Source organism: Dyella humicola, from assembly GCF_026283945.1.
GTDB classification, from domain to species: domain Bacteria; phylum Pseudomonadota; class Gammaproteobacteria; order Xanthomonadales; family Rhodanobacteraceae; genus Dyella; species Dyella humicola.
On the sequence record NZ_JAPDPC010000001.1, the window covers coordinates 140,809 to 157,310 of the forward strand.

At 62.3% G+C, this 16,502-nt stretch carries 16 protein-coding genes; 6 read left to right on the forward strand and 10 right to left on the reverse strand.

Features of this window, described 5'->3' with window-relative positions; translation table 11 throughout:
• Window positions 1-22: 22 nt before the first annotated feature.
• The 5 genes from OUZ30_RS00580 to OUZ30_RS00600 form a co-directional block, all read right to left on the reverse strand.
• Window positions 23-289 carry a Txe/YoeB family addiction module toxin gene (locus tag OUZ30_RS00580; RefSeq protein WP_266180209.1) on the reverse strand — a complete coding sequence of 89 codons (267 nt, stop codon included), beginning with the start codon at window positions 287-289 and terminating at the stop codon, window positions 23-25.
• Entirely contained in the window at window positions 289-561 is a 273-nt protein-coding gene (locus OUZ30_RS00585; RefSeq protein WP_266180210.1) for a type II toxin-antitoxin system Phd/YefM family antitoxin, read from the reverse strand. Before OUZ30_RS00585 ends, OUZ30_RS00580 begins: the two co-directional genes overlap by 1 nt.
• 292 nt (window positions 562-853) lie before the next feature.
• Window positions 854-1,282, reverse strand: a complete 429-nt coding sequence (locus tag OUZ30_RS00590) for a hypothetical protein (RefSeq protein ID WP_266180211.1) — start codon at window positions 1,280-1,282, stop codon at window positions 854-856.
• A 368-nt stretch (window positions 1,283-1,650) separates the two neighbouring features.
• Window positions 1,651-2,253: a mobile mystery protein B gene (locus OUZ30_RS00595; protein WP_266180212.1), complete on the reverse strand. Its 603-nt coding sequence runs from the start codon at window positions 2,251-2,253 to the stop codon at window positions 1,651-1,653.
• On the reverse strand, window positions 2,246-2,731 hold the full coding sequence (locus tag OUZ30_RS00600) for a mobile mystery protein A (protein WP_345781033.1): 486 nt from the start codon (window positions 2,729-2,731) through the stop codon (window positions 2,246-2,248). The genes OUZ30_RS00595 and OUZ30_RS00600 overlap by 8 nt, the downstream gene beginning before the upstream one ends.
• Window positions 2,732-2,886: 155 nt before the next feature.
• On the opposite strand from OUZ30_RS00600, the gene OUZ30_RS00605 reads away from it, so the two are divergent.
• On the forward strand, window positions 2,887-3,033 hold the full coding sequence (locus OUZ30_RS00605) for a hypothetical protein (protein ID WP_266180213.1): 147 nt from the start codon (window positions 2,887-2,889) through the stop codon (window positions 3,031-3,033).
• Between the two features lie 302 nt (window positions 3,034-3,335).
• On the opposite strand, the gene OUZ30_RS00610 is transcribed toward OUZ30_RS00605, so the two are convergent.
• Both OUZ30_RS00610 and OUZ30_RS00615 read right to left on the reverse strand, forming a co-directional pair.
• A complete protein-coding gene (locus OUZ30_RS00610; protein WP_266180214.1) occupies window positions 3,336-4,157 on the reverse strand; it encodes an HAD domain-containing protein in 822 nt (273 codons plus the stop codon).
• A 75-nt stretch (window positions 4,158-4,232) separates the two neighbouring features.
• Window positions 4,233-4,430: a hypothetical protein gene (locus OUZ30_RS00615; RefSeq protein ID WP_266180215.1), complete on the reverse strand. Its 198-nt coding sequence runs from the start codon at window positions 4,428-4,430 to the stop codon at window positions 4,233-4,235.
• Between the two features lie 96 nt (window positions 4,431-4,526).
• On the opposite strand from OUZ30_RS00615, the gene OUZ30_RS00620 reads away from it, so the two are divergent.
• A complete protein-coding gene (locus OUZ30_RS00620; protein ID WP_266180216.1) occupies window positions 4,527-5,093 on the forward strand; it encodes a phosphatase domain-containing protein in 567 nt (188 codons plus the stop codon).
• A gap of 376 nt (window positions 5,094-5,469) precedes the next feature.
• Here OUZ30_RS00620 and OUZ30_RS00625 read toward each other — a convergent pair whose 3' ends face one another.
• Window positions 5,470-6,180, reverse strand: a complete 711-nt coding sequence (locus OUZ30_RS00625) for a hypothetical protein (protein ID WP_266180217.1) — start codon at window positions 6,178-6,180, stop codon at window positions 5,470-5,472.
• A gap of 459 nt (window positions 6,181-6,639) precedes the next feature.
• Between OUZ30_RS00625 and OUZ30_RS00630 the strand changes: the two genes are divergently transcribed.
• From OUZ30_RS00630 to OUZ30_RS00645, 4 genes are all read left to right on the forward strand, one after another.
• Window positions 6,640-7,215, forward strand: a complete 576-nt coding sequence (locus tag OUZ30_RS00630) for a hypothetical protein (protein ID WP_266180218.1) — start codon at window positions 6,640-6,642, stop codon at window positions 7,213-7,215.
• A 323-nt stretch (window positions 7,216-7,538) separates the two neighbouring features.
• The gene (locus OUZ30_RS00635) at window positions 7,539-7,760 is read left to right on the forward strand and encodes a LysR substrate-binding domain-containing protein (protein ID WP_266180220.1); all 222 of its coding nucleotides are present in this window, start codon (window positions 7,539-7,541) and stop codon (window positions 7,758-7,760) included.
• 113 nt (window positions 7,761-7,873) lie between these two features.
• Window positions 7,874-10,084, forward strand: a complete 2,211-nt coding sequence (gene dcp / locus OUZ30_RS00640) for a peptidyl-dipeptidase Dcp (RefSeq protein ID WP_266180221.1) — start codon at window positions 7,874-7,876, stop codon at window positions 10,082-10,084.
• Window positions 10,085-10,807: 723 nt separating this feature from the next.
• Window positions 10,808-13,354, forward strand: coding sequence for an ATP-binding protein (locus OUZ30_RS00645; protein ID WP_266180223.1), 2,547 nt, complete (start codon window positions 10,808-10,810; stop codon window positions 13,352-13,354).
• Window positions 13,355-13,381: 27 nt separating this feature from the next.
• On the opposite strand, the gene OUZ30_RS00650 is transcribed toward OUZ30_RS00645, so the two are convergent.
• Complete coding sequence (locus OUZ30_RS00650; RefSeq protein WP_266180224.1) at window positions 13,382-15,076, reverse strand: SulP family inorganic anion transporter; 1,695 nt, start codon at window positions 15,074-15,076, stop codon at window positions 13,382-13,384.
• A 204-nt stretch (window positions 15,077-15,280) separates the two neighbouring features.
• Complete coding sequence (locus OUZ30_RS00655; RefSeq protein ID WP_266180225.1) at window positions 15,281-16,231, reverse strand: transporter; 951 nt, start codon at window positions 16,229-16,231, stop codon at window positions 15,281-15,283.
• Window positions 16,232-16,502 lie beyond the last annotated feature (271 nt).

Consider the following 16,502-nt stretch of genomic DNA (forward strand, 5'->3'; position numbering starts at 1 on the left):
GGCTCGTCGTACCGAAACGGCTCTAGTGATCACCGTAGTGGAACTTGCAACTGATGATGGAGATGCACTCATCATCGAAGGCGTAGACCAGGCGATCCTTCTTGTTGATCGACCTGGACCAAAAGCCGACCAGATCACCGCTCAACTCATGAGGATCGCCCAATCCGTCGTTCGGAGTCCTCTGCGCATCCTTGATGAGGGAGTTGATCTTCTTCAGGGTCTTCTTATCTTCAGCCCAATCCTGGTAGTCCTTCCAGGCTTCGTCCGTGAACGTGATACTTCGTGCCATCAAGCGCGCTCCTCTCCCTCCTCCTCGATCAGCTCTCGCTTCTTAGCCTTCCCCGCCTTGAACTGAGCGATGGACTTGGCGAGGTGATCGCGGTTTGCTTTGTTGCTGAGTAGGTGAATGGTGTCTGCCATCGAGTTGTAGTCCGCAAGGGACATGACTACTGCGTCCTCGTGGTCGCGGCGATGGATGACCGTGATGGAGCAGTCGCTCGCTACGGTATCCAGCACATCCTTGAGGTTGTTACGGGCGTCGGAAAAGCTGACGACTCGCATTGGGTTCTCCTGTCTGTCTTACCTTTCTATGTGTTCCTGATGTCTTTCTTAACTTGTGCAATATGTTGTACAAGTGCAGTTTAGAACATGCTCTAAGGGGCAACAAGTGGTTAGTACAGACCCTTCGCGACACCTACATCACTGATTCTATTGGCTTTCCATGGTCCGCCTAGGTTGATCCTAGGTCTGACTTCAAGCCGCCCTCGAGCCACCATTCAGGCAAAATGTGCCCCAGCGAGAGGGCGGCCCTCCGGCGGAGTCAGACCGGTTACACAGCCGGCCGAGGTCTTTGCTAAGCGTGGTCGACCGGCATAACGCTCTGGCGCGCGGCCCACATCACGCGCGCCGGATCCAACGCGAGCAGCTCCCGCGGGCGGGCCCCGCCCAGGTAACTGTTGACGGCCTCGAACCAGACCGCCATGCCCCAGGCGTCCTGTGTCGCACTGAGAATGACCATGACGTCCTGCAATGCGGGCAGCGGTTGCCACCCGCGGGGATCCATACCGTAGAACGGAAAGTGGTCCCTGCCATCGAGCGCGAGGGCGTAAATCTGCCCTGCCCGTTGCCAAGCCACGGGATCCGGCGGCGGGCTGCCGGGGGGTGCATGGGCAGCCATCTCAGCTGCATCGAGCCAACGCGCGCCCTGGAGCACGGCCTCGCGTGCCCGAGCCTGCATCGCGGCCTCCATGGCGCTGATCCTGGGGTCGTTTCGTGCCGTCATGCCGTACCAATGACTCCCAGGTCGTCGGTCAAAAAGCGATGCGGTAGGTGGGGCGCCCCTGCCTCGGTGGACTCATGCGACGGCTTGCTCCTTCAAGGTGCCGTCGTCATTGATGTCCTTGGCGCCGAGGATACCGTTGGAACACGTCTCACGCCACGCGGCCAGGGCTGTGCCGGAGGGGTGGGGTTGGGGGTTTTAGCGCGAAAACTAAATCCCAGGCAAGCCGCACAACGGTGCGGGTTCCCACGGTTTCGTGGCTTCCGTCCGGTAACCGGACAAACACCGCCATTTGGTAGCAGGCGCCCAGCGAAACCTGCCGAGTGACTTCACTAGCTGTCGCCGCCAGAAAGTTGCGCAATAGGAGCAAATCAGCTGCGCACGAACCGAAGAAGAGGCTCCAGATCGCCGGTGTCAGCCTGACGCACCAACTCCAGGTAGCGCTGGCGCACCCGCTGGTCGTGCGGTGCCGGCCCCCAAGTGAATGGCTGGGCGCCATGGGACTGCAGGAACAGGTCTGCCATAACCCGCGAGCACCGGCCATTCCCGTTGGGGAACGGGTGGATGTACGTCAACTGGTGATGGAGTCGGGCGGCCTGTTCATCAAGCAGGTATGCCCCGAACTCCTGCCAAGCGCCAACATTGTCGAAGAGCTGCCGCAGCTGCATAGCGATCTGGTGCGGGGCCACGCCGATGTTGCGCTCGGTCAACCGGAACCGACCAGCCCACTCCCAAACCTCGCCGAACATGCGTGCATGCAGCTGCCGCAGAAAGTCTTCGCTGGACACTACGACACGCTTTTTCCTGATCTCGCGGGCAGCCCAGCGCATCGCGGTGAAGATGTTGGCGCCTTCAGCGTCATTTAGGTCGCCCCGGGTCGCCACCCATGACAGCTTCAGCCCTCGCGCTTCGTCCGGGCCCAGAGGTGTTTGCCCGTCATCGAGCTGGAAGTCGAACCCCTGGGGATCAGCCAAGCTCGCTCTCCCGCCACAGTGCAGTGTCGGGGATCGCGGCTTCCGCCTCTTGCAGAAGAAGCCGGCGTAGGTCATCGGAGACCGCCTGGTCTTCGAGCCTCATGTGGGCGGCGGTCCGGTTGAATGCGGCGTTGTAGAGCTTCAGGCGCTGTTGGTCCACGCGGGACTGCAGGGGCTGCCGGGGCACCACCAGCACAACCAATTCGCAATCCATGGCCTCCACCGCGCGGCGCAGCGTTTCGACGCGCACGGTGCCGGCACGCTCGCTTTTTTCCAGCTTAACCACTGAACTGGGAAGCACACCCAACCGGCGCGCGAGATCTGACTGCGACATCCCCAGGGCATCGCGCATAGCGGCGATCCAGCCCCCCCGGGGGGTGGACTGGAGCCGAGGAAGCACTTCGCGCAACCAGTTGCCAGCTTGATCGAGTCGTGTGCGGGCGAGGCGGCGCATCTGCTGGGTGCTGTGGGATGCCATCGATATGCCCTGCAGGGATGAAGCAGTGCATACAATTATGCCCTATAGGGCGCAAATATCAAAGGTGCCTATTCGCTATAAGGCGGTATCGGCTTAGCTAATTAAGCCCTATAGGGCATGCGTATTCCGGGCTATCGCGACAAACACGCCAAAAAGTGCCTCGAACGCGCCGCGCGAAGCAGCACGCCGAATGGGGCATCGATGAGCGTTTGATGCGCTATTACCTGGCGCCGGAAACCGCCGCGACCCGGCGCGAAGCCCCCTACTCGGTGCAGTACGCGCTGGAACAGCTGGACCGGTGAGTCGACCTACCTAGATGACTAAATCGCGGCCGCGGAAGGTGTGCGTAGACGACTAAATCACGCTCGCGGATGGCGTGCCAACGCGGGCCTCGGACCGGACGTTTAGTCATCTAGGTAGGGAATTTAGTCATCTAGGGAGGTCGCACCGGCGCCCCCCTTTAGTCAAACACTCACGGGCCGAAACAGCTGGACCGGTGAGCCGACCTAGCCGCGCACCCTGATCCCGGGACACCATGGCTGGCCGTAGAGAATGTCGCCAACCTCTATGACATCGGCGCGCCTTTGATCGTCACGCGAGGCGGCTAAGTAGGCGCGCCAATTCGGTCGGCCTTGCTGTGCAGGTGGGCCAGGCGCTCCTCCAGCTGCAGGCAGACCCGGGGCTCACTGAGGCCGAGCTGCGGGTCGCAGCGCACCAAGTGCGCCAAGGCGGCGTCGGGCCAACCGTTCGCGTCGTCATCGAGCGCGAGCCACTGCGCAGGCTGCCGCCGGCGCGCGTCACGGGCGATCTGTTCGTAACGGGTCGACCGATCCATCCACCAGTCGACCAATTCGTCATCGAGCGCGAAGCGGCTGTGCCAGGTGGCGCCGATCACGCGCCGACGCAGCGCAGGCGGCAGCCGTTTGCACGCGTAGCCGAAGCGCTTCACGCGCACCCAACTGGTCGAAAGAACGATGTCGACCTGCGGATATGGTGCGAGGATGTGCACCAAGCGTTCGGCGTATTCAAACAAAGTGCCCGGACCGCGCAGGTACGGGCGATTGCGCCAGTCCAGCCACACGTCGTCATGGTGCAGCACGCCATCAAAATCCAGGTACAGGACCAGGTGGGGTGTCGCCGACGCGTTCGCCGGGGCTGCAGGCGGATTAGCGTCCACCAGGTCCAACGGTGCATCGAAGTCCGCCGTGATCGTCACCTGCCCCTTTAGCCCCCCGACGCGGCGGGCGACGGGGGCCGGCGGCGCGATCGGGAAGTGCGTGGCCTCGTAGTCCATCACCTGGTCTGCGAGCCATGCGAAGCGCGCCGCCTCCGGCGTCCCCGGCTCGGGTTCGTGGTCGACATAGCCCGACAGCTCGCGCAGGGCGGCCTCGTAGTCAGCGGGGGTCTGGATGGGGTTGCCGCTCACCGGGCCTCCATATGTCGTAACTGAGCGGATCGGCCTGCAGCGAATCTAGGCCAGCGCGTTTTCGTGATCAGATGACTAAACCTTCGGGGTGGTTCGGCATGTGAGGGTTTGCCGATTTCGCGTCAGATTGATGCCGAGCGATTTCGCGGAAACGCCGTGCTTGCGGATGTATTCGGGGACTTCCGTCGGGGGGCCGCGCCACAGGATCGGGTCATAGTCGACGCCGGCGACAGGCTTGGGCAGTTTGGCCAACCAGTGCTTGAACCATTGCATACAAATTCCTCCGAGGGTGGTGTTGCTCACGGTAGTGCAGCACGACAGTCACGGTGCGCAATACTGGCCTCTGAAAATCACTCACTCATCGAATATATGCCGAACACCACGATTCGCACGAGCGTGACCGATCCCTTACGTATCGCCACACTTCCTGTAACCGGCGGCGGAGCCATTGGCGTGACGTTCGCCCCGGGCAAGCATCAGGTGAATGCCATGTCCGGTGGCACATGGCAGCGGGATCTCGATGTAGATCTACAGGCGATCAAAAGGTGGGGCGCTGATGTCTTGATCACGCTACTGGAACAAGAGGAATTGACCGAGCTGGCCATTGCACCGCTGGCGTCGCGCGCGGAAGCGGCGGGCCTGCGTTGGTTCGGCTTGCCCATCACGGACGGCGCGGCACCCGATGATCGCTTCCTGGTTCCTTGGTCCGAACTTGGCCCACGCTTCGCGCGCGAACTTCAAAACGGCGGGCGCCTAGTCGTGCACTGCAAGGGCGGCCTCGGACGTGCAGGCACTGTGGCCTGCCTTCTGCTCCATGCCACGGGGGCAGCCCGAGGTGCCGATGAAGCAATGGCCATGGTGCGCGCGGTTCGACGCGGCGCAATTGAAACGAAGGCGCAGGAATCGTTTCTTCACGCCTGGTATAGCCAAGGATAACCCGCCCCATTCATGGTCGGCGCTGTCTCGGGGCGCTGGGCGTCGCGACAGATATGCAGCTGCGTGGCGAGTGGGCGCCATTGCTGTGCCTCCTGTGCGTAGTAGTGAACGGCATCGGCGGAATTTTCGCGGGCGCCCGAAATTTAGCCGCGTCTACGGTGACCATAGACTGCGGGCGTACTAGTCATTTGGGGAGGTTGACGCCGTACGTCGCATGGCGCTTCGACCTCCCTAGATGACTAGTCCCACGCGTCGCATGGCGCCGCGATCTACCTAGATGACTAGTGCCACACGTCGCTTGGCGCCTCGACCTCCCTAGATGACTAAGAAAGAGCTGCGCACCTGGCGATACTGACCCGAACACGGTCCCCAATTGTCACTTCTGCGTCGGCGTACGTGCTTGGCGATTACCCAAGACTTTCCAAGATTGAACGGCACCCAAGACGCTGGCGCCGAGGGCGAAGGCGATCCAGCAGGCAACGGCGGCTATGCCGATGGAGAGCAACGCGATGATTCCTCCCATCACGGCCCAGCCTGCGGGCATGAGGGGTTCCGCTGTCCAATGGGATGGCCCGGACGCGGCCGGAGCCCCCGGTAACCACCAGCCAATGATTGCCATGAGAAATGTCAGGCTGGCCAGCAAGGGCAGACCGATCAGCACACGGATCCAAAAGCGACGGTCCAATCGAACGCGGGTCGGTGCGGAGGGCGCGCTGCAACTTCCTTGCTTCAGGTGGTTCGGTCGCGGCACGTTGTCATCGGGCATCGGAGGTTTGGGGGGCTCTAGATGGCGCCAACTAGCGCTCTGCCTTGATTGCGTGTGGATCCAGAATGCTGCTCCAAACACGGCACACAGGTGATCGGTAGCGACCTTTTCGTATCGAGCTTCAAAGGCCCGATGAAGCGCGTTGTTCAAGGATGCTCGGCGGTCGGCGTCCTGTTGCTCGCCCTGTGCTCTTACGCCGTCCCACCACACATCAAAGATCTGGCAGGCCATCGCTTCATCAGTGCGGCGAGTCGGCCATCCAGTGCGTTGTATCCAATCGATAGCGTCCAACAATGCTTCGTTTATGGGCTGGTCTTGCATGTGTCTTCACCTTATGGCGCGTTGTGGAGTTACCGACTCGGTAACTCCACTAACCAACCACGGGTCGTTGTTGACGCAAGTGGTCACTCAAGTCTTTTCACGCACCACATCCGTGCCGGAGTCTTGTAGCCAGGTTGTCCATCCAGGACAGCCAAGGACCGGATTGCATCGCGACTTTGCCCGTGCCGAGGATTTGGGAGAACCTCGCCGTGCCGGATTTCGATATGAGGACGCCACCTTGTGGAAGGTCCTGCGCGACACGGTCCTCGCAGGACCGTTACGGTGTCAGATCGCGGATGACCCATGTCCTAAGCGATGACGCAAAAGGATCGACTGTCCCGCATGGACAGGCACGCATCGTTAGATCGGTTGGCTCCAGAAGGAGCCAATCGACTACTTGCGCAACCTTCGATCGGGTGTACTTGAGTTGGACCAACCGCCAAGCAAAGGAGATGGTCCGTGATTGCAACGATCGAGGGATTTACCCTCATGGAGATCTATGAGGCTGCATACGTCAGTAAATTTGACCGGTCATTTCAGGCATTCGCGGGTGACCCTCTCGGGACGCTGAAAGCAATAGGTCAGGGAGACGCCATGGCGCTCATGAAGCGAGGTCATCGACCCCTCCTGCCTGCGCAGGTCACGCAACGGATGCTCAATGACCGCCAATGGCGAGGCGAAGGTCACGACGTGGATGCGCTCTACCAGCACCGCCAAATTCCTTTGGCCATTCGCTATGTGTCGCCGCCCAGCAGTGCGCCCACGGAAGAATCCGACTCTCCAGGGCCCCATGGGGCGCGGCTCCTCAATTTGGCAATGGAGGCGGCGGTGTCTTTCGGGCAGCGCGTCAGCAAACCGAATGTCTCACCGATTGGTTACTTGTCGCCCGATCTGGCGTCGCCTGGATTTGATATGCATACAGGTACGTTTGAGGGGCCGCTAGTGAATCCCGCTAGCGGGCTTCCGATGATTGGTGGCTCGATGATTGATGTTGGTGGAAATGTGTTTGGCACGGGGCCATCGCTCTTCGACTGATACAGACCGCATGACCGAGCGGTCCCTACCGTTCGGTCATGCTGGCATGTGCCTGAAGTGACAGTTCCTCATGGCGCAGCGTCGAAGTCCTCGTGAAGTATCCTGCAGGATGCAGTTGGCCCCATGGCCAAGCTGACCCAGCAATCCGAGACCGTGGGCGCCGTTCCGAGATTAGATCGTTGGCAAGAAATAGCTGAGGTCGGCTTTCGACTGCGGATTCAGCCGGTCGTTGCAACACTCCTGCTGCTCGCGCAGTCTTCAGTGTGTCGCAACGACCGGCTGAATCCGCAATCCGAAGCAGATCTCAGCTGCCAGTTCGCCAAATGTGCGAGCGTGTCAACAATTCTGCGGCGGTCTTGCAGGCGGCCACCGATGGCCGCGGCGTGGTGCTCGCGCGCAGAGTCCTGGCCATTGACGACGTATCCGCCGGCCGGCTCATCCTGTTGATTCCGAAGGTGAAGCTGGCGCCACAACCGGCTCATTACCTGGTCTATCGGGCCGAAAGTTCCTCGCTGCCCAAATCGCGGCTTTTCGCGAATGGTTGATGAGGGCGGCGGCAGCAAGCGGCTGAGTGGGTGCGTGCCTGACTTTCGACCCATGGCAGGCGGGGCAAGGTGTGGTTAGGTCGAGGTTTGTGCAGTTCACTGGGGAATTCCTGATGCTACGCCTTCGTACGCTTGTCATAGCCACGTCCATTGCGCTGGCCGCCTGTTCGCAGCAATCGAACGAACAGGCTGCGCCGCCCGCTCCCGCTGCCGCCGGCACCACGCCAGCCAAGGCATCCACGGCGGCGCCGGCCGCCGAGGTCAGTGCCGTAAACCCGTTCCTCTCCCCCAGCACGCTGCCGTTCGAGGCACCGCCGTTCGACAAGATCAAGGATGGCGACTACCAGCCAGCGCTAGAGGAGGGCATGAAGCAGCACCTGGAGGAGATCAACAAGATCGCCGACAACCCGGATGCGCCCACCTTCGAGAACACCTTCATCCCGATGGAGAAGTCGGGTCAGCTGCTGTCCCGCGTTCGCCGTGCTTTCTTCGCGGTGACGGGTGCCAACACCAACGACGTACTGCAGAAAGTGCAGCAGGATGAAGCGCCCAGGTTTGCGGAGCATCAGGACGCCATCGTCCTGAATGATAAGCTCTTCAAACGCATCGAGACGATCTACAGTCACCGCGATTCGCTCAAGCTCGATCCGGAATCCAAGCGCCTGGTGGAAGTCACCTACAAGAACTTCGTGCGCGGCGGCGCAAAACTTTCCGATGCCGACAAGACCAAGCTCAAGGACCTCAACAAGGAAGAGTCCGGCCTGCGCGCTCAGTTCACGAAAAAGCTGCTGGCTGGCACCAAGGCCGGTGCGCTGGTGGTGGACGAAAAAGCCACGCTCGATGGGCTGTCCGATGGCGACATCGCCGCCGCTTCGCAGGCTGCAGCCAGTCGCAAGATGGACGGCAAGTGGGTAATCCCACTGCAGAACACCACGCAGCAGCCGGCGTTGCAGAACCTCAACGACCGCGCCACACGCGAGCAGCTGTTCAAGGCGTCGTGGAATCGAGCGGAAAAGGGCGACGACAATGACACGCGTGAGCTGATTTCCCGCATCGCGCAGATTCGCGCCGAGCAGGCTAAACTGCTGGGCTTCTCAAGTTATGCCGCATGGAAGCTGGAAGACCAGATGGCCAAGACGCCGGAAACGGCGCTCACCTTCATGGACAAGTTGGCCCCGCCTGCCACCGCGCGTGCCGGGCGCGAGGCGCAAGATATCCAGGACGTGATCGACCAGCAGAAGGGCGACTTCAAGGTTGAGGCGTGGGACTGGAATCACTACGCCGAGCAAGTCCGCAAGGCCAAGTTCGATCTTGACGAATCGCAGATCAAACCGTACTTCGAGCTGGACAACGTGCTGCAGAACGGCGTGTTTTACGCAGCCAACCAGCTCTACGGTCTGACCTTCAAGGAGCGCAAAGACATCCCCGTCTGGCAGCCTGACGTACGCGTGTTCGAAGTATTCGACAAGGATGGCACCTCCATGGCGCTGTTCTACGCCGACTACTTCAAGCGCGACAACAAGAACGGCGGCGCCTGGATGAGCAACCTGGTGGCGCAGTCCAAGCTGATGGGCACCAAGCCGGTGGTGTTCAACGTCGCCAACTTCACCAAGCCCGCGCCGGGCCAGCCAGCGCTGCTGTCGTTTGACGACGTCATCACCATGTTCCACGAGTTCGGTCATGGCCTGCATGGCATGTTCGCGAATTCCGAGTATCCGAGTCTTTCGGGTTCGGCAACGGCGCGCGATTTCGTGGAGTTCCCGTCGCAGTTCAACGAGCACTGGGCCACCGATCCGAAGATCTTTGCCAACTTCGCGAAGAACTATAAGACCGGCGAGCCGATGCCGCAGGAACTGGTCGAGAAGATCAAGAAGGCCAAGACCTTCAACAAAGGCTACGACATGACCGAGTTGCTCTCGGCCGCGTTGCTGGACATGAGCTGGCACAGCCTGTCGGCCGATGCGCCGAAACAGGACCCGAACAGGTTCGAGATGGACGCGCTCACCAAGGCCAAGATCAACCTGAGCTATGTGCCGCCGCGCTATCGCTCCAGCTATTTCTCGCACATCTGGGGTGGTGGCTATGCCGCGGGTTACTACGCCTACCTGTGGACGGAAATGCTCGCCGATGATGCCTTCCAGGGCTTCGTCGACAAGGGCGGCCTGACACGGGAGAACGGCGACCGCTTCCGCGCGATGATTCTTTCGCAGGGCAACACGCAGGACCTCGCCACGATGTACAGGAACTGGCGTGGCAAGGATCCGAGCATCGAACCGATGCTGCTTAATCGTGGTCTGAAGGAAACACCGCCGCAGAAGCAATGACTTCTTGGTGTTGAAAAAGGAAAGGGCCGGCTACTCCGGCCCTTTCCTTTTGGACGGCTATCAAGACCATTCACGACTTGCCGACAAGCTGCCGGGTCCGGTGCGATAGAACACCAGCTGAGTTGACACGGGTGGACAGGGCGCGCAAAGGCTCATAAATGAGCTATTGGCGGCTTAATGGGTCATATAAGAGCTATGAAGCGTCAAGAATTCGAATTCGCCAGCCCGTCGGTCGAAGCCATCGGGCGCAATTTGGGTGCTTTGGCGCGACAGGCCCGTGTCGCACGCAAGTGGAGCATGGCGATTCCATCGGCCAAGAGTTCTCGAAAAGTAGGATTGCGCAGGCTGGCGAGGAGCCTTGGTCAATTCGACAAGGGCCACGGAATCCACTGGACCAGTCGATAGCCTGTTGGCGCTCGTGGAAAACTGACCATCGCTGCTCATTGATAGTTGACCAGGGCGGACCCGAAATCGCCGCACCTTCGCGTACACCGCCATGGCCTGCACCTCGCCTTTCCACTGGATCGGATCCCGCGGGCCATTGAAGAACACCATGGTCAAAAGTAAAGACACTCTCGGCCTGGACGAGGCAGCGTAATGGTGCCCGTCGGGGTATAAGCTGTGTGTTCAGGGGTGCAGCGTCTTGATGAATCGGTAACGCATTCTCGAGACGCGACTCGGCACGGATTGCCATAACCAGGTCCGGATGGGGCGCGCTGGGGCATGGCGAACGAAAAGCAGCCAGAAAAGCAGCCGGAAGATCAGGAGAAACCCCCGGCGTTCGCCTTTGCGAACGTGGTCGTCGACGCGTGGGCCCATCGGGTGACGCGCGATGGACGTGAAATTACCGTGGAGCCGAAAGCTTTTGCCGTGTTGCTGAAGCTGCTTGCGCATCCAGGCCAGTTGATCGGCCGTGACGACCTGCTGGACGCCGTGTGGGGGCACAACTTCGTCACGCCTTCTACACTCAGCCGCGTCATTGCGCATCTGCGAAGGGCGATGGCGGACGACGCCGAACAGCCGCGTTATATCCAGACCGTGCACGGCCTGGGCTACCGCTTCATCGCGCCGCTCAGTGAGCAGCAAGCGGAGCAGGCGGAGGAGCCCGCACCGGCGCTGAGCTTCGTGCCGCCGGCTCGTGCCCGCCTGCCGCAACGGGCCGACCCGTTGATCGGACGCGACGACGACATCACCCAGCTCGGCCACCTGCTGCAGGATGGCCGCCTGGTGACGGTGGCTGGAGCGGGTGGCATCGGCAAGACGCAGGCCGCCTTGGAAGTGGCGCGGAGCGTCACCCGGGATTTTCTGGACGGCGTGTGGTTATTCGACTGCACGGCGCAATCCGACGGTGAGGGGCTCGCACGCTGGCTGGCCGGCCTGTTTGATATACGCCTCACGGCGGGTATGGACGAATTGATGACACGTCTTGGCGCCCTGCTGCGGACGCGTCACGTGCTGCTGGTGTTCGACAACTGCGAACGCATCGCCGCGCCGTTAGGCGCGGCGATCGAGGCCTTGCTGGCGGCAAGCGTGGATCCGCGCGTGCTGGTCACCAGCCAGCACCGCCTGAACTGCCAGGGGGAAACGCTCTACTGGCTCCCGCCGCTGGATGTACCGCCGGTGGGCGAATGGAACACGGACGAGGATGTCGCCCGCCTGTCCGAGGTGCCTTCGGTGAAGCTGCTGCTGACGCGCTCGCGTGCGTTTGCATCGGGCTTTGCGCTGACGCTGGCCAATGCGGCCACGGTCGCTGAGATCTGCCGTCGCCTGGATGGATTGCCTCTGGCCTTGGAGATTGCGGCGGCACGGCTACGCCTGCTCAGCCCCGAACAGTTGCTGCAGCGCATGGACGTCCATTTGCTGAATATCGCCGAGGGCTGTCCCAGCTGGCCCGCCCGCCACCAGACGTTGCGCGCGCTCATCGACTGGAGCTTTGCGTTGTTGTCCGGGCGCGAGTGCTCGCTGCTTGGCGGCCTCAGTGTCTTCATTGGTCCATGCACGCTGGGCGGCGCCAACGCGGTCGGCGCGGTGTTCGGTCTCTATGACGAACAGGTGGTGGATGCGTTGGGTGGGCTAGTCGACAAGTCCTTGCTGGTCGTCAACACCGCTACGCTGCCGCCGCACTATCGCCTGCTCGACAGCGTGAGGCTCTACGCCCTGGAGAAACTTGCCGAGAACGGCGATGTGGAACGCGTGCGCGACGCGCATCTGGCGCATTTCGTGCGTCTTGCCGAACGTGTCGACGCGGAAATACGCGGCGAGCACGAGCAGTTGTGGTGCGATCGGGTCAGGCACGAATGGGCCGATCTGCACGCTGCCTTCGACTATGCCGTGTCGCGACGGGATCGCGTCGAGATGGCGCTGGCCCTGAGCGGCAACCTGTGTTGGTACTTCAGGATGGGCGCCGACTACGGCGAGGCCGTGCGCTGGCTCGACCAGGCGCTGCGCCTGGAGCCGGCACTGACGCGGCAGCGGGCGCAGGCACTGATTGCTTGCGGCGTCATGCAACACCAGTTACAGGTGCACGAGCGCGCGCAGGCACTGCTGCGCGACGGCATCGCGTTGGCCGAGCAGCTGGGGGAGTCGGGCCTGGCGGGTGCCGGCCGGGCCGTACTGGCGTTTGAGTTGGCGACGTCCGGAGATATCGCCGGCGCGGAGGCCTGTGCGGCATCAGCGCAGGTCATCGCGGATGTTCAGGGCGACGCGTGGCTACGCTCGATGGCGCTTATGGGGCGCGGCATGGCCTTCGCACTGGGTGAGCAGCACCGCGAGGCGGAGGCTTGCCTCGCCGAAGCTTTCGATGCGGTGTCGACGCCGGGCCATGGCGTGTATCAGCAGGCATACGTCCTGATCAACCGGGCCTTGCAGCGCTACTACCTGGGCCAAATGCCCGGCGCGGCCGGGGACTGGCTGGCTACCATCGAAGCCTTCGTCGAACTCGAGGACTGGCGCGGCGTGGCCGGCTGCGTGGAAGGCGCCGCTTATTTGCTGAGCGAGCGTGGCGACGTAAAGCGGGCCGCGCGCTTCCTGGCTGCTGCAGCGCACGTCCGCGAATTGACCGCCGCGCCGCTCATGCCGCAATGGCGAAAGGCGCAGGCGATGGTCGAAGCGGTGGTCCGCGATGCGCTCGGGCCATCCATCGAACCGGTGCAGAAGGACGCTGTCACCACGCGCTTCACCGAGATCGTGGCGGAAGCCCGCACGGCCTTGGCAGAAGTAGCGGCCAATCAGTCTGCTCGCGCCGACGTCGGTAGACGCTCCAGATCGTAAGCCGTGGTGAGCCCGGTTTCGTTTTCTTCAGGCTTTCCAGTCCACCGCATGCTCCTCGAGGTAGGCGTCGACCGCGGCACCGATGGTGGGATAGAGCGCACCGAATCGCTCCAGCAAGTCGAAGCGCTTCAGTTTTTGTTTGACCGGGTCCTTCATCTCCGCGAACCGCAGCTCGACGCCGGACTCGCGCAGTGACTGTTCCAGTTCGGCAAGCATGTCCGCCGAGGTCACGTCGATGCTGGTGACCGGCTCGGCAGCCACGGTGATCCGCCGCACCGGCGTCGGCGATTGCGCCACGGCCTCGAGCACGCGTTGGTGGAACAACTCGGCATTGGCAAAGAAGAGGGGGGCATCCCAGCGGAACAGCACCAGGCCAGGAATGAGCCGCGCCTCGGGATAGCGCTTGATGTCGTGGTAGCCCCGGATGCCGTCGACACGACCCATAACGGCGTAGTGCGGCCGCCAGCCGTCCCAAAGAAATTCAATGATCGCGAGGCCGATCGCGATGCCAATGCCGGGAATCACTCCCAGCATCGCGACACCGACGAAGCAGGCCATCGAGAGCCAGAACTCCCACGGCTGAATGCGCAAGATGCGGCGAAGGTCACTGAACTCGAACAGGCCGATCGCCGAGGCGATCACCACGGCCGCCAGCGCGCTGCTCGGCAGGTGCTCCAGCAGGTTCGGTGCCACCAGCAGCAACAGGGCCACCGCCAAGGCACCAACCACACCGGTTAGCTGGGTCTTCGCGCCCGCGGCTTCGGCGACCGGTGTGCGCGAGGAGCTGCTGCTGATCGGGAATCCCTGGAACAGCCCAGCCGCCAGATTCGCAGCACCGAGGCCGATCATCTCCTGGTTCGGATCGACGGCGACGTGGGTCCTGGCCGCGTACGTGCGCGACAGGACGCTCGTGTCGGCGAACGCCACCATGGCGACGGCGCAGCCGCCGATCAGCACCTGGCCGAGGTCGGCCAGGCCGATCCACGGCAGTGCGAAAGATGGCAGGCCCTGCGGCAGCGGACCGAGCACCTTAACCCCCGCGCTGTGATCCAGGCCAAATGCACCGACCACGATCGTGGCGGCCACGACTGCAATCAGGAGCCCGGGAATTCGCTGCCAGCGCTTGAGCAGCAGGATGACCAGCAGCGTACCGATGCCGATCGCGAACGCCGTCCAGTTGGCCTGGCCGCCGAGGATGGCTTGGGTGATTCGTACGAGGTTGCGCAGCGGCCCCGCACTATCGATGGAAAAGCCGAGCAGCTTGGGCAGCTGGCTGATGAGTACCGTGAGCGCGATGCCGTTCATGTAGCCGTAGCGAATCGGCTTGGACAACAGCTCGGTGACAAATCCCAGGCGCATGACCCCGATCAGGATGCACACCAACCCCGACACGATCGCCATTAGGCTCGCCACAGCCACGGCGCGCATCGGATCGCCGGCAGAGAGAGGCAGCACGACCGCAAGAATCACCGCGGCTAGCGAGGAATCCGGCCCCAGCACCAGAATGCGGCTAGGGCCAAACAGCGCGTAGGCGATGAGGGGAACGATGGTGGCATAGAGGCCATAGATCCCCGGGACACCCGACGCCACGGCGTAGGCAATGCCGACAGGGATCAGCATCGTGGTCAGCACCAGGCCGGCCATCAGGTCATGTGGCAGCCACGCCGCCTGGTATTGGCGGGCGATGCGCAGTCCGGGTAGCCAACGCTGCCAGCCGTTCATGCCTTGTCCTTTGTTGATACCAACAGATGCATGCGGCGGCTCACGTCCATGAGTTTCCTGGCGCGTCCTCACACCCCTCAGTCAGCTTCGTTGCGGGTCGCGGGCGGACATCCGGAGCACGTCAAAGGCCGAATGTGTGGGCAGCCATACGAGGGCGCCCGCCACCATCGCACCGATGGTCATCATCACTCAATCGACGTGTTCTCAGGGGCGCAGCGTGGCCGTCAGCATGATCGGCTGGTCCGTATGCCCGTTGGGGCCGCGGAATTCGTAAATCCATCGCGAGCGAAGCTCGATATTGCTGCCCATCCATCGGTGGGCCCAGGAAACCTGGGGACCGACGCCCATCGCAAGCCCATTGTTTGCCTCGTAGTTCGCGCCTCGGCCCGGCATGCTGCCAGGGTCGGAGTTGGGCGTTTCGATGGCCGCAGCGACGCCGCCAACGGCCCAGCCATTCGACGTTCGTTTCATCAGCATCGTCTCAAAGCGTCCGATGAAGCCGTTCTGATACATCGCGTTGGATTTTTGCGAGAACACACCCATCGCGAAAACGGTGGAAGATTCGACGTCGGAGCCCGGAAAGACCCGGGTGTAGGCCACTCGGGGCCGGATGCTCCAGACGTCCATGGCAGTACTGTTGGGGCGCCCGTATTGATAGCCGTGTGAGGTCGAGGCCATGCCCAGCGAAATGGCGATGCGGTCGGTCTGGCTGATGTGATAGCTGGCTACGACCGGGACAAAGCTGGCTGCGTAGTTGGCATTGGTTGGATTGACACCGAGCGCATCCGATTCGACGCCGGGAGGCAGTGGGGTTGCATAGGCAGAGCTAGCCAGCGATGCAATGCTCCATCGTCCGTGCCCTGCGCCCCATGCATGCATGTCGCTCATTTCAGGGAACGTCCACGTTTCGCCGAACTCTGTAGCGGCCTGAACAGCGTCCGGGACCGGTGTGAGGGGCGCCGGCATGCCCGCATCAGACATCGTGCCGGGATGCCCCGCCCAGTCCGGGCCGCTTTGCCCCAGTCGCGCAGACGATGTGCCCTGTGAGCCGGTGGCCTGGGGGTCCGCGCCCCCGCCTCCAGCGAGCACCGGCACCGACCAGATCAGCGCCACCAGCGATACGGTGGCGGTACGGAATAGCGGACTCATCGCCATGCCCCCCAAGAAGAGCATTTAGTCAGTCATTGACTACGCGGAGAGCGCGGGGCTAGTCGTCGGCGGCTGCCGGCATCATGAAAGTCGTGGAGCTGTCGGCACGAAACCTTCCGTCGCGACGACTAGGTGCGCTTTCAGGCGCGTATTTAGACACCACGCGCGTCAATCTGCCGTGCATAGGAATGTGAATCGCATGCACTGCGTGACGAGATCTTCATGGCCGCGGCGATAAGTTTGACGGACAAAGCAAGGCTGGTGCGGCCGCCGCCGC